This window comes from Pirellulales bacterium, assembly GCA_036499395.1.
In the GTDB taxonomy this organism is placed as follows: domain Bacteria; phylum Planctomycetota; class Planctomycetia; order Pirellulales; family JACPPG01; genus JACPPG01.
Map to the genome: position 1 here is coordinate 18,613 of DASYDW010000107.1, position 13,137 is coordinate 31,749.

General features: G+C 59.9%; 11 protein-coding genes. 9 read left to right on the forward strand and 2 right to left on the reverse strand.

The annotated features are described in order from the left end of the window. The first annotated feature begins 147 nt into the window (after positions 1–147). From VGN12_19695 to purN, 5 genes are all read left to right on the forward strand, one after another. On the forward strand, positions 148–2,040 hold the full coding sequence (locus tag VGN12_19695) for a hypothetical protein (GenBank protein ID HEY4311679.1): 1,893 nt from the start codon (positions 148–150) through the stop codon (positions 2,038–2,040). Positions 2,041–2,342: 302 nt separating this feature from the next. Next, a complete protein-coding gene (locus VGN12_19700; GenBank protein ID HEY4311680.1) occupies positions 2,343–2,774 on the forward strand; it encodes a hypothetical protein in 432 nt (143 codons plus the stop codon). A gap of 311 nt (positions 2,775–3,085) precedes the next feature. Continuing rightward, complete coding sequence (locus VGN12_19705) at positions 3,086–3,919, forward strand: purine-nucleoside phosphorylase (protein ID HEY4311681.1); 834 nt, start codon at positions 3,086–3,088, stop codon at positions 3,917–3,919. A gap of 190 nt (positions 3,920–4,109) precedes the next feature. Then, entirely contained in the window at positions 4,110–7,655 is a 3,546-nt protein-coding gene (ileS, locus tag VGN12_19710) for an isoleucine--tRNA ligase (protein HEY4311682.1), read from the forward strand. Positions 7,656–7,751: 96 nt separating this feature from the next. Then, entirely contained in the window at positions 7,752–8,381 is a 630-nt protein-coding gene (gene purN / locus VGN12_19715) for a phosphoribosylglycinamide formyltransferase (GenBank protein ID HEY4311683.1), read from the forward strand. Between the two features lie 17 nt (positions 8,382–8,398). Here the strand turns inward: purN and VGN12_19720 are convergent, their stop codons facing one another. Both VGN12_19720 and VGN12_19725 read right to left on the reverse strand, forming a co-directional pair. Then, on the reverse strand, positions 8,399–9,964 hold the full coding sequence (locus VGN12_19720; GenBank protein HEY4311684.1) for a TIGR04222 domain-containing membrane protein: 1,566 nt from the start codon (positions 9,962–9,964) through the stop codon (positions 8,399–8,401). A gap of 69 nt (positions 9,965–10,033) precedes the next feature. Then, positions 10,034–10,555, reverse strand: coding sequence for a GNAT family N-acetyltransferase (locus VGN12_19725; GenBank protein HEY4311685.1), 522 nt, complete (start codon positions 10,553–10,555; stop codon positions 10,034–10,036). Between the two features lie 217 nt (positions 10,556–10,772). Between VGN12_19725 and VGN12_19730 the strand changes: the two genes are divergently transcribed. From VGN12_19730 to VGN12_19745, 4 genes are all read left to right on the forward strand, one after another. Next, positions 10,773–11,561, forward strand: a complete 789-nt coding sequence (locus VGN12_19730) for a DeoR/GlpR family DNA-binding transcription regulator (protein ID HEY4311686.1) — start codon at positions 10,773–10,775, stop codon at positions 11,559–11,561. Next, positions 11,558–12,229: a phosphate propanoyltransferase gene (locus VGN12_19735; GenBank protein HEY4311687.1), complete on the forward strand. Its 672-nt coding sequence runs from the start codon at positions 11,558–11,560 to the stop codon at positions 12,227–12,229. Before VGN12_19730 ends, VGN12_19735 begins: the two co-directional genes overlap by 4 nt. Before the next feature lie 192 nt (positions 12,230–12,421). Further along, positions 12,422–12,721, forward strand: a complete 300-nt coding sequence (locus VGN12_19740; protein ID HEY4311688.1) for a BMC domain-containing protein — start codon at positions 12,422–12,424, stop codon at positions 12,719–12,721. Between the two features lie 123 nt (positions 12,722–12,844). Beyond that, positions 12,845–13,114 (forward strand): BMC domain-containing protein, encoded by a 270-nt coding sequence (locus tag VGN12_19745; protein ID HEY4311689.1) that lies wholly within the window; start codon positions 12,845–12,847, stop codon positions 13,112–13,114. The last annotated feature ends 23 nt before the right edge of the window (positions 13,115–13,137 follow it).

The following is a 13,137-nucleotide window of genomic DNA, read 5'->3' on the forward strand; positions in this document are numbered from 1 at the left end:
GTAGCACGGCAAACTGTGACGCCGTGTTGCTGGCAGAGTGTGGCCGATTAATCCGCAAGTTCGGGAATCTTTGACCCGATACGAGTCGACGACGGCGCTATCGCTGCGCCCAGCTCTTGAGCGCGCATGCCCGAGGCATTACGGCCGATGCAAGCCAGTTTCAAAACGCAGACCGAGCATGCTCCGCGCCGCATGAAGCGCCTGCGCGCATCCGTGGCCTTGTTGGTCGCCGGCTTCGAGCGGTTCGCGCGGCGTGCGCCGGCTCGTTTTTCTCTGCTGACCGTGGCGGGCCTGTTTGCGCTAGCGCTAGTGACACTCTCGCCCAGTTACGACACCAAGGATGATCCCTGGATGGCGATGTTCGCCGCCGGCAAGGGGGCGTCTCTCGCGCCTGATGAACATCTGGTCTTCACGAACGTCGTGATCGGCCTGGCGCTGAAGTTCCTCTATACGGCGCTACCTGCCGTTGCCTGGTACGGGTTGTATCTCGCCGCGACGCAGTATTTGGCCCTCTCCGCGATTCTGTATGCGGTGATCGCGTCAGGCTATTCACGGCTGCGACTGGCCCTCTTCGCGCTGTTCTTCGCCATCGTGGGCATTGTCTATTTCAATAACGTGCAATACACCTCGACCGCCGCCCTGGCAGCCCAGGCGGGTCTGTTGCTATGGCTGGTTTCCGTAGAAGGACGGCAATCGAATCCTCGATCTTCGATGATCGCTCAGCTTGCTTGTGGCGTGGCGCTGCTTGTGCTGGCGTCGCTCATCCGCCTGGAATCGATGATCGGCACCGTGCTGATCGCCGCTCCGGCCGTTGCCGTCACAATATGGCCGCTGCGCAAGGGCACGCTGATGCGCTTGATGGCGAGTGCCGCGCTGGGGGCAGTCGTGGTCTTGGGCTTTGCCGTGTATCACGACGCGTACTACAACCGCGATCCGGGCTGGCGCGAGTTTCTGCGGTTCAATAAGACCCGCGTCAAATTCAACGACTATGGCTGGACGCGATACACACCGGAAACGGCGCACGTCTTCGACGCCGTGGGCTGGAGCGAAAACGACCATGCCCTGATCGCGGACTGGTTCTTCGACAATGCGCAGGTGTACAGCGAAGCGCACCTCGAGCGGGTGCTGGAGAGCTATCCCTGGCCTCAGCGCCGTCAGACGCCGGCGCATCACTGGCGATCCGTGCGTGACATGCTGCTGGATAAATCGCTGTGGCCCTCGATGCTAGCGGCGCCACTACTGATTTGGTGCCTGGCGCGAACGCAACGAAACGTGCTCATGCTCGCGGTGACGAGCGTGCTTATTGTCGCGATCCTCTGCGGCGTGGCCATTTTTCTTAAGCCCCCTCCGGGGCGCGTCTACTTTCCGGCCCTGACATTTCCGCTGGTCTTGGCGCTGATGAACAGCCGCGCGAGTGTGGACTGGCCACGGCGCAGATTTCCCGCGTTGGCCGTGCGTTGTTTCATTACACCGGTGACGTGGTTTCGGCCGGGCGCCCGGGTCTTGTTGCACCCCACGCTGATCCATGCCGTCTTGATCGTGGCCGTGGTGGGCACCGTGATGGCGGCCAATCGTCAACTGCGCCGCAGCCGCACGATGCAGGCCGCACGCCATGCGTTTTACGAGACCGTGGCTCGCATCGCGCCCCAGGATGACCAACTGTATGTGGCGTTCGGCAAATACTGCCGGTATGACGCGCTGTCGCCGTTCGACAGTTTTGAAAAGCTGAAGAACTTTCATCTGTTCATCGTGGCCTGGCCGCAGCGGACACCGATTTGCGAAGCGATCAAACAGCGCTTCGGAGCGAGCGACGTATTGCGCGCCGCGCTTGATTGCCAGAATGTGCGGCTATTGGTTGATCCGTCGACGCGTCCGTTGTGTGAGCAGTATCTGCGCGAGCACTATCGCCAGTCGATTCAATTCGCTGAATTCGAAGACCGTTGCGGAGATCGCTTTGAATTGGCTGGTCGAGACGTGGCGCTGTTGGCACGCGGCAAAGCTCCCACTTCAAAGGAACAAGCGCCTAAGCGGTACCGCTGACATAGTGCGTAATCGCACGACGGCCTTACAAGAAGAAGCTCTCCGCGCAACGTCAAGTCACGTTTCCAGCCACCTTGTGTCCAGCCCTTTGAACAATCTCAATCGTTAGAAATCGCAGGGAATCGGCTCGTATTTCGCGAGCGTGCTGGCGACTGCCCTTGTCGAGAGGCCAGGGTTGCGTAAGCTATTCTTAGCGGACGGACCTTGAGGTCGTGAAAATGGCCATAGCCGGTCGGTCCGCGACGTGCCCCTAAGACTGCCGAGCGAACGATCGAAGGTTGTAACCTCCGGGAGAATCATCCATGCCATCGGCAGACGACTCACCCTCTGCGACTCCGCAGGGTAAGCCCGCGAGCAAGAACGAGCCCTTCGCCAAGGGGCAGCTCGATTTCGATATCGCGTTCTACGAGCGCATCCTGGAGCGTGATCCCACTTACATTGATGTACTGCGCTGCCAGGGGGAGTTGCTGTCGCGCAAGGGGCTGCACGAGCGGGCCCTGGTGATCGACCGCCGCCTGGCGGAACTGCTGCCGGACGATTTCGTCGTGCGCTACAACCTGGCCTGCAGCCTGGCTGTGGGGGGCCATAGCCGCGAGGCGATCGTGGCACTCCGCGAGGCCCTCGAGCAGGGCTACGACGATTTCGAGTATTTGGAGAATGACGGCGATCTCGATTCGCTGCGTGAAGATCCGGCCTATCGCGCGCTGTTACGCGAATACGGCATTCTGAGCTAGCTGGCCGCCCCGGCGCTGGTCTGACTTTCGACACCGTCGGTGCCATGCCTTTTCTGCGCATGCAGAATAGGCATGCCCGAAAGCCAATCTCGGTCGGCATGCTTATCCGCCTGTGGCGGAAAAGCATGGCAGGTGGCATGCCGACACTCCTCATCAACCGCTAACAATTTCTTAGAACCTTCTGCATTTGTCGCAGTGCCTGCGGCGAACTCGGTGGCGAACAAGCGCCGGGCTACTGGCGGCTTTTCCACCGGTTTCGTAAATTGCTGCGAGTGTTCTCGTCGCAACCTTGTCAGGCAGATACCAGTCCGATGCTCCACCTCGCCGCGCACATCGCCGAAGCTGCCAGCTTCATTCGTTCACAGTGGGATCGCCCGGCTCGCGTCGGCATCATTCTGGGCACAGGGCTCGGGGGCTTGGCGCGCGAGATTACTGATCAGACGACGATCCCTTACGAATCGATCCCACACTTTCCGCGCTCGACTGCCATCAGCCACGCCGGGCAACTGGTCTGTGGCAATCTCGCGGGCGTCAGCGTCGTGGCCATGGAAGGGCGCTTTCACACCTACGAAGGTTATTCGCAGCAGCAGCTCACGTTTCCCGTGCGCGTGATGAAGGCGTTGGGCGCCGATACGCTGATCGTTTCGAACGCTTGCGGTGGCATGAATCCGTTCCATCATCGTGGTGACATCATGGTCATTGACGACCATATCAATCTGCTGGGGGACAACCCGTTGATCGGCATCAACGACGATGCCCTTGGCCCGCGCTTCCCGGACATGTCCTGCCCCTATGATCCGGCTTTGATCGAATGCGCGCTCGAGATCGCCCGCCGCGAGAACTTTATCGCCCACCGCGGTGTCTATGTAGCAGTGACAGGGCCGAACCTGGAAACCCGGGCCGAGTATCGATTCTTGCGCACAATCGGAGCTGACGTGGTCGGCATGTCAACCGTGCCCGAGGTGATCGTGGCCGTGCATGCGAGCATGCGTGTGCTAGGGCTGTCGGTGATCACCGACATGTGCTTTCCAGACGCGCTCGAGCCGGCCAACATCGACATGATTCTGGCCACGGCGGCCGAAAGCGAGCCGAAGCTGCGTGCAATCGTGCTGGGAGTGCTGGGGCGGATCGCGGGCGAACGCTAGACGGTGCAATCGTGTCTTGTTCAAGCGGTTTGTCCATAAATCCAGCCGGTGGTGGCGCGATTCTGCCGCCGCGTTCGTACGGTACCGGCACGCTTCCCCCGATTGATAAATCGCCCCCTGGCTGCTCTAGTGGGCTATTCTGTCCGGCCGGCCGTGGGCCGGTTGTTCGTTTTCGCTCGAAGAATCGCCTATGTTTAGCCCTACGCCTACTGCCGATTTTCCCAAGCTCGAAATCAAGATCATCAAATTCTGGCGCGAGCATGCTATTTACGCAAAGTCGCTGCAACGGCGCGAGGGGGCACCAAAATTCGTCTTCTACGAAGGCCCCCCGACAGCCAACGGTATGCCGCATCCGGGGCACTGCCTGACCCGTTCGATCAAGGACGTTTTCCCGCGCTATCAGACCATGCGCGGCCGTTATTGCGAGCGCAAGGCCGGCTGGGACACGCACGGGCTGCCCGTCGAAGTCGAGGTTTGCAAGGAACTGGGCATCCACTCGAAGGAAGAGATCGAGAAACATGGCATTGAGGACTTCATCCACCGCTGCCAGCAAAGCGTGTGGCGCTACATGCAAGAGTGGGAACGGCTCACCGAACGGATCGGCTTCTGGATTAATCTCGATCATGCCTACGTAACGTACCATCAGAGCTATGTCGAAAGCGTCTGGTGGTCGCTGAAGAATCTTTTCGACCGCGGGCTGCTCTATCAGGGGCATAAGATCGTCTGGTGGTGGGCCCAAGGGGGGACCGCACTCAGCTCGGGCGAAGTCGGCCAGGGCTATCGCGAGGTCGCGGATCCGAGCGTCTACGTGCGCTTTCCGCTGGTGCCCGATGAGAAAACAAAACAGCTCGGGCTCGACGACGACACCAGCCTACTGGTTTGGACCACCACGCCCTGGACATTGCCCAGCAATCAATTCGCCGCCGTGCATCCCGGGCTGGAATACTCGGTCGTCGTTGACGAGCACGAAGGCGTGAAGCATAAGCTCATAGTCGCCTCGGCCCTGGTCGAAACGTTGGCCGAGAAGGTTAAGCGTGAGCTACACGTTGAGACGAAGCTGATGGGGGATAGGCTTCTCGACCGAAGTTACGTGCCACCGTTCAATTGGTTTTATCCTGACGGTGGGACGATGATGAAGGAGTCGGTAGCGGGTACTCAAATCCTTGACCGTGAACTCACGGGAGGAGGACGATTAAGACCATGTTGGAGAATTGTTCCGGGAAACTTCGTTTCGACTGACAGTGGAACCGGTGTTGTCCACATCGCGCCGGCATTTGGCGAAGACGATTTTGAAGTCCTTTGCGTTGAGGAAGATCGCTTCGAACATATGCAAGGGCCGACCTTGATATGTCCTGTCGGGCCAAACGGTCAGTTCACTGTTGAAGCGACGCGCGAATATCAAGGCCGCTGGGTGAAGGAGTGCGATCGTGATATCTCGCGCGAGCTGCGGCATCGCGGACTGCTGTGGCATCAAGAACAGTATTTGCACGATTACCCGTTCTGCTGGCGGGCTGATGAAGACCCGTTGATTCAATACCCGCGCAAAAGTTGGTTCATCAAGACGTCGCAGTTCAAAGAGCAGATGCTTGCCAACAACGAGCAGATCAATTGGCTGCCCGAGCACATCAAGGACGGCCGCTTCGGCAACTTCCTGGCGACGAACGTCGACTGGGCCTTGTCGCGCGAGCGCTATTGGGGGACGCCGCTGCCGATTTGGATTTGCGAGTGCTGCAACGACGAGGGTTCAACGGCGAGGGATTTCGAGCACACCAAAGAAGCCGTCGGCAGCTACGCCGAGCTTCTAGCAAAACCAGGCGTGCGCGGCACGGAAGCTTGGGATTTGGCAAAGGAAAAGTTTCCGAATCTCGTCGAGGATCTTAGGATCCATAAGCCGTACATCGACGAAATCACCTACGATTCGCCATGCTGTCCTGGTCGGCGAATGAGACGGGTGCCGGATGTTATCGACTGCTGGTATGACTCGGGTGCCATGCCCTTCGCACAGTGGGGTTATCCTGCAGCTTATGGAGCCGAAGTATTCCAGGAGAATTTTCCAGCTGATTTCATCAGCGAGGCGATCGATCAAACGCGCGGCTGGTTTTACAGCCAGTTGGCGATTAGCACGCTGCTGTTCGGCGAGCGCCCGAGGAACGATGAGCCTTGGGAAAACATTCAACACGAATCTCGATTTGGCAGCAAGATTCTCCAAACAGCCGATAACGCAGCTGATTCGCATTCATATCCCCACCCGTTCCGTAATTGCATCGTCCTCGGGCTGATGCTGGGCGAGGACGGGCAGAAGATGTCCAAGAGCAAGCGGAACTATCGCGAGCCGGGCGAGATCTTCGATCGCTATGGCGCGGACGCGTTGCGCTGGTACTTCTTCGCCAATCAGCCCCCTTGGACCTCGATCCGCTACAACGAGCAGGCGATCAAGGACAGCATCCCGGAATTCCTGCTGCGGTTGTGGAACGTCTACAGCTTCCTGGTGATCTACGCCAACATCGACGGGTTCGATCCGGCCAAGTCCCTGGCGGGCGAGGCCGGGCAACTCGCCCCAGAAGATCTTGCGAAGGCTTCCGACTATCGCCCCGTCGAGAAGCGCAGCGAACTTGACCGCTGGATCATGAGCGAGCTAGCCCGCACGAGCGCCGCCGTGATCGAGCGGATGGATGCCTACGACAATTTCAATGCGTGTGCCAAGATCACGGCGTTTGTGGACGCCTTGTCGAATTGGTACGTCCGCCGCAGCCGGGCCCGCTTCTGGAGCGGTGAAGCTGCCACCAAGGGTTCCGACAAGCTCGATGCGTATTGGACGCTGTACGAATGTCTGCTGACGACGGCCAAGCTTGTTGCCCCGTTCGTGCCGTTTCTGGCCGAGACGCTATGGCAAGGGCTCGTGGCCGAACCGTTCGGCAAGGGCGCCAGCGAAAGCGTACACCTGTGTGATTATCCAGAGGCACTCGCCGCGCGCATTGATGAAAAGCTGTCGGCGCGGATGTTGCTCGTGCGCGAAATCGTGTCGCTGGGCCGCAGCGCTCGCATGAATGCCAAGCTGAAGGTCCGCCAGCCGCTCGCCAAGGTTGAAGTGATCCTGGCCGACCAGACGCATCGCGCCTGGCTCGAAGAGCATGGCGGCCTGATCCGCGACGAACTGAACGTCAAAGACGTCGAATACACCCAAAAGGCCGATCAATACATCAGCTATACCGTGCTACCCGATCTGAAACGCCTCGGCCCACGACTGGGCAAGCAATTGCCCGCTATGAAAAAGGCACTGGCTGAGGCTGACGCGGCGCAGCTCTTGGCGAAGATGGAAGCCGACGGCGCGGTTACTTTCGATCTGCCTGACGGCCCGGTGTCACTCGACGCGCAGGACCTGCAAGTTCGCCTGCAAGCCAAGCCCGGCTGGGCCGCGGCGCAGGGGCCAGCCGCCGTGGTCGTTCTCTCGACCGAGCTCAGCGAATCGTTGATTGCCGAAGGGCACGTGCGCGATCTGGTGCATTCGATCCAGAACCTGCGACGCGATAGCGGCTGTGAATATACCGACCGCATCGAACTGGGCATCGTCACCGATAGTCCCGAGCTGCGTCAGGCGATCACCGACTTTGGGGATTATCTGCAAGGTGAAACGCTGTGCGCCAAGATTTCGTTCGAGCCGCTGCCCGGTGTCGATCCCGTCGAAGCAAAAGCCGCGGGCCAAACCGTGCAAATCTACTTAAAACGCATCACGTAGGGTGCCTTCCGTAACCCCTCGCCCCTCAGGGGAGAGGGCGGGGTGAGGGAGAATCGCACCGGCGAGCAACGCGTATTTGTTCTTTAAGCAATTTTCATGAGCACTAACCCGCTGAAACTTGTTGTGCTCATCTCGGGCGGCGGGACGACGCTGCGCAACCTGCTCGAACGGATCGCGACCGGTCAGTTGCCCGCCCAGGTGGTGAAGGTGATTTCCAGCAGTCCGACCGCGGGCGGATTGCGGTTCGCTGTCGATGCTGGGATTCCGACGCACATCTGCGAGCGAAAGACGTTCGACAGTGACCAAGCGTTCGGCACGGCCGTCTTTTCGGCCTGCCGCGAAGCGCAGTCCGATCTGGTCGTGATGGCGGGCTTCTTAAAATTCGCGCCGGTGCCGGATGATTTTGCCAATCGAGTGATGAACATCCATCCGGCCTTGATACCCGCATTTTGTGGGCATGGCGCTTATGGCTTGCGCGTGCATCGCGCCGTGCTTGACTACGGCGCGAAGATTTCCGGCTGCACGGTCCATTTCGTCGACAATGAATACGACCATGGGCCGATCATTTTGCAGCGCGTTGTGCCGGTCGAAGAAAACGACACGCCCGAGCTGCTGGCGAAGCGCGTCTTCGCCGCCGAATGCGAAGCTCTGCCCGAGGCGATCCTCCTCTTCGCCGTCGGGCGATTACGAGCTGAGGGGCGGCGGATTCGGGTACTCCCGGCATAAGCGACGCACCACGTTCGTCAGATGCCACATCCTCCACAGCCTCCACCGCCGCAACCCCCTCCTCCGCACCCACCACCGCCTCCGCCACTGCATCCGCCACTGCATCCGTGGCCGCCGCCACCACAAATCGCAATCACCCCGGTGCAGCCGACACCACCACCGCCACATCCGTGCCCCCAAAACTTGTACTTCTCGTTCCGAGGATCGCTGACTGTACAAGGATCGAGTGACAGAGCCAGTGGTTTATGCGGACCGTCCAAAAGCACGCTGAACCCGTACAGAGCCACGGCCAACGGTAGAGATTCGCTGGCGGAAAAACTGGCTTGCCGAGCCTCTTCTCGCAGGTGTCGATTCGTGAGTTTCAACGACAGCAGCTTTTGATCTCCGGCGTCGGTGCGATGGACTCTACGCGCAAACAGCATGAGCGAAACGATGGTCGCGATGACGACCATAATCATTAAGTATCCGACCGGGCGATGCCGCTGGAGTCCGACCAGAACTTTGATGGCGCCGATCAAGAGTGCCGCGCCCATGATCATCAGCGGTCCCCAATGGGCGACCAGGGCATGTGTCGCTGACATCACCAATCCACGCTCTCGCAACGACTCTCCGACTTCCGCCACGGCCGTATTCGCATTTCGGCAGACGGCACCCCAGCTTGCCCCTTCCGGTGCCTTGGGCATCTGACGATGCAGGGCGCACTCCAGAGCGTTCCCCTCGGCTTTCACTTCACCGAAGCGCCCCAGACGCAGCGGCCTGGTGCGAATGACGATCACCTCGCGCTCCGCTACCAGTTGCGCTAGTGCCGTCTTCGCTGCCCATTGCAGGCCGCCGCTGAGGTACGCGACCTGGTGGGCATCGAGCGGTAGTGTATGGACCGTTTTTTGCGGACTGTGCTTCGCGAACACTCGCGTCGCCACGGCAAGCAAGAACGCAATCAGCAGTACGGCCGCGTAGAACTGCAGAAACTCTGGCCCGCGCAGATCGAAAGGATGATCGACGGCCACCCCAATAAGCGGTAGCGGCAAGATTGCCATCGCCGCCACGGCCGCTCGCCGGCTGGCTCGTTGCCACCAGGCACGGGCCGATAGCCACAGCCACGGCTTGCGGATCATCCAGTAATGATCGGCCGCCGTATGATTCGAACGACGGCGAGGTGAAAACCGTTCGGCACCGTCGGGCCACAGATCGCCGGGCGGTTCTTCGCCAAACAGGCGACGATAATCGTCGAGCGTCCGCTCGTACATCGAGCGATGCTTGGCGTATTCGGCTCCGCCTCCGCGCGACGGGTCGTGATGCAGCGGACGCTCGAGCACCTCGCCACACAGACGCTGCCAGTATGAGCGGCTGTAGATAAGGTGCAGGTGCCAAACTTCGTCGACTTCCTCCGAAGGGCAAACCGCGTGGCTGGCTGCCATGGCCAGGAACAGAAAGCGCCGATATTCGAACACGGCGCGGGCAGCAAAATCCTCCGACCAGCCGTTTTCTTCGGCTAGCCGTGCTGAGAAAGTGCGGCACGTTCCCGGCTCGTCGAACTCGAACGCCACGATTTTCGCGTACAACTGCGCTTGCTTCGTGTCCATTTTCCACCTGTGACAGGATCGGAAATCGATACTCGATTCTTGGGCACTCGCATCCGCATGCACATTTCGTCAACTCATTTTCGTTGCTCCAGGTACCTGTTGATAACCAAGCGATTCGTAGAGTCGTTGTGCGGCTATCCAGCCGTCGTGGGTTTCCAGAAAGATGTCGCGCTGCCCCAGATCCCACGCACGCTGTTCGAGCGCTTGCATCAGCAGTCGGGCGACACCCTGCCGCCGGTGCGTTGCGAGCACTGCCAGCCAATGCACCACGGCCACGGACGAGGTTGCAATCTCGCGCGATGCCAGCGCCACCGTGCCCACAGGCAGGGGTTGATCCGCACCCGGTGAATCGGCCAGGGCAAACCAGAGCCGATCTGGGGACCACCAGGGGCGATCGAGCATTTCACGAGCGAAATCGGTGGCGCCCCAGCCGAGCACGCCCGGCTTGGCCCGCGCGAAGGCGCGGTTTCGCAGTTCTAACCACAGCGGGATATCGCGATCGTCGTGGAATTGCCGGAGGGCAATACCGGGCAGAGACCCCGGTGCGGGACGTTCGAGAAGCCGCTTCGAGAAGTGGAGGACTACGGCCATATCCACCAGTATTTTCCTCGGCGTATGCGACTGCCGAAACCCACCCCAGCGGGTGGATTGCGTAACCAGATCATGACGGAAATCGAGCATTTACCAGCCAATGTGCCAGATATTTGGCAACGAATGATGGTATTTGGCGATTGTTATCTATCAACACCGCGCACATAATGGAGATTCACTCGCATCATTCTTGCCAGATTCCTTGCGGAATTGTCCCGTGCTTGCCGAAGAAAGGCGGTCTCGATTGTTGGAACTCGTCCGCACACGCGGCTTTGCGGCATTGCCGGATTTGGCGGATGCCCTGGCCGTCTCTGAGTCGACGGTCCGCCGCGACCTGGACTTCCTTGAGGAAGCCGGCAGCGCTAAACGCACGCATGGCGGCGTCTTCTACACCGGCACGAGTCCCAAGCTCCCTCACTTCGAAGAACGTCAACCGGCTCAGTGGGACAAGAAGCGTGCGATCGCGGCCCGCGCCGCGGAACTGATTCAAGATGGTGACACGCTGCTTTTGGACGGCGGCACGACGACTTACGAAGTCGCGCAATTGCTCGTCGGCCGGCATCTGCAGATCGTTACCAATTCTCTGCCCGTGGCCAACCTGTTTGCCTCGGGCGCTTCGACCGATCTGGTGCTAGTGGGTGGCTACGTCTATCCGCGAACCGGTGTTTCGTTGGGCCCCTACGCGAATCAGATGCTGGCCAACCTGAACGTGCGCCGCACGATCCTCAGCGTGGCCGCCATTAACGATCGCGGTTTCTACAACAGCAACCTGCTTCTGGTCGAAACCGAGCAGGCGATGCTGCAAGCGTCGGAAGAAGTGATTGTCGTGGCCGACAGCGCGAAGTTTGGCCATCAGAGCCTGGCCCATATTTGTGCGCTTGAGCGCGTTGATTATTTGGTAGTCGATCACGAGATCGATCCCGCTTGGAAGAAGAAAGTCAAAGCGGCGGGCGTCGAACTCGTCATCGCGGATCCCCCTGATGCACAACTGTTGAAGAACCAATGAGCGTTGCCACCGCAGCCCTAGCCATCGACCGTGCGACGATCGAGCGGATCGTTCGCGAAATCGTACTCAGCAAATCGAGCGCGCCCCCTGGCACGCCGAAGCTGGTCGTCAGTATTTCGGCTCGACACGTGCATCTGACGGACGAGCACGTGGAGACGCTGTTCGGTGCCGGCCGCAAGCTGACGCCGCAGAAGCCACTCTTTCAAGATGGCTTCTACGCCGCCGAGGAAACCGTGATGGTCGTGGGCCCGCGACGCCGCATGCTGCCGAGCGTGCGCGTGCTAGGTCCTACACGTCCGGCCAGCCAGGTCGAGCTGGCGTTCACCGATGGCATTTCACTGGGCATCGAATTGCCGGTACGCGCCAGCGGCAAGATCCAGGGCACGCCCGGCTGCGTGCTGGTTGGTCCGCACGGTGTCGTCGAATTGAAAGAGGGCGTGATCCGCGCCGAACGGCACGTACACATGAACAACGAACACGCCGCCTTCTACGGCGTGAAGAACGGCGACCGCATGAGCTTGCAAATCGAGTCGAGCTGCACGACCGTCTTCGCAGACTTGTTGGTCCGCGCTGATGCGACGAGCAAGCTGGAAGTCCACATCGACACGGACGAGGGCAACGCCGCCGATCTGGATCACGCCACGAAGGTGGAATTGTTGAAGCAGTAGAAGAGCCCTCACCCTACCCTCTCCCTGAGGGAGAGGGATTAAAGATGATCAGCAGGGAGAGGTATTAAGGATTCCAGCCTCTCGGTGAGGGAGAGGGATTTAGGAAAGCAATAAATCTTCGCCCGAGTTGGGTGGGGATTAAAAGAGTTTCGAGTTTCTGTTTGTCTCTTGTTTTTCTGGAGTAACCGTGACATGGCGAAAGCGATGGAAGCGTTGGGCATGATCGAGACCAAGGGTTTCGTGACCCTGATCGAAGCCACCGACGCAATGATGAAGGCCGCGAACGTCGAGTTTCTCGGCTGGGACAAAGTGGGCAGCGGCCTGGTGACGGCTTTCGTCACCGGTGACGTGGCTGCCGTGAAAGCTGCCACTGACGCGGGTGCCGCGGCCGCGGGTCGTATCGGCGAAGTCGTCAGCGTGCAGGTCATCCCCCGTCCGCACGAAGATCTGAGGGCCGTCATGCCGGGCACCGGTGCCTCGGGCGGCGACTGAGTGATGAATGCTGAACGATGAGTTCGGGACACGTAGCGATAACCCGCAACTCCTTCATCGTTCGCCTTCCGAGTCTATGAATCAACGATCAACAACCAAGCTTTTCAACAAGGCAATAGAGTTATGCAAGACGCGATTGGATTAGTAGAAACCAAGGGGCTCGTAGCGCTGATCGAAGCGACCGACGCCATGGCTAAGGCCGCCAACGTGAAAGTCATCAAGAAGGTCGCCATCGGCGGCGGGCTCGTCACGGCCGTCGTGCAAGGCGACGTCGGCAGCGTGCGTGCGGCCGTTGAAGCAGGTGCCGCGGCTGCGACCAAGGTCGGCGAGCTTACGGCCAGCCACATCATTCCGCGCCCCAGCGAAGGGCTTGTCAAGGCGTACCTGTCGTAAACGGACTTTCGACAATTTTTCGA

What these genes read in the sequence shown, in the direction of transcription:
- VGN12_19745 (HEY4311689.1), top strand. Translation starts at nt 12,845, where the DNA reads ATGCAAGACGCGATTGGATTAGTAGAAACCAAGGGGCTCGTAGCGCTG.
- VGN12_19725 (HEY4311685.1), bottom strand. Translation starts at nt 10,555, where the DNA reads ATGGCCGTAGTCCTCCACTTCTCGAAGCGGCTTCTCGAACGTCCCGCA.
- VGN12_19740 (HEY4311688.1), top strand. Translation starts at nt 12,422, where the DNA reads ATGGCGAAAGCGATGGAAGCGTTGGGCATGATCGAGACCAAGGGTTTC.
- ileS (HEY4311682.1), top strand. Translation starts at nt 4,110, where the DNA reads ATGTTTAGCCCTACGCCTACTGCCGATTTTCCCAAGCTCGAAATCAAG.
- purN (HEY4311683.1), top strand. Translation starts at nt 7,752, where the DNA reads ATGAGCACTAACCCGCTGAAACTTGTTGTGCTCATCTCGGGCGGCGGG.
- VGN12_19695 (HEY4311679.1), top strand. Translation starts at nt 148, where the DNA reads ATGCAAGCCAGTTTCAAAACGCAGACCGAGCATGCTCCGCGCCGCATG.
- VGN12_19700 (HEY4311680.1), top strand. Translation starts at nt 2,343, where the DNA reads ATGCCATCGGCAGACGACTCACCCTCTGCGACTCCGCAGGGTAAGCCC.
- VGN12_19735 (HEY4311687.1), top strand. Translation starts at nt 11,558, where the DNA reads ATGAGCGTTGCCACCGCAGCCCTAGCCATCGACCGTGCGACGATCGAG.
- VGN12_19705 (HEY4311681.1), top strand. Translation starts at nt 3,086, where the DNA reads ATGCTCCACCTCGCCGCGCACATCGCCGAAGCTGCCAGCTTCATTCGT.
- VGN12_19720 (HEY4311684.1), bottom strand. Translation starts at nt 9,964, where the DNA reads ATGGACACGAAGCAAGCGCAGTTGTACGCGAAAATCGTGGCGTTCGAG.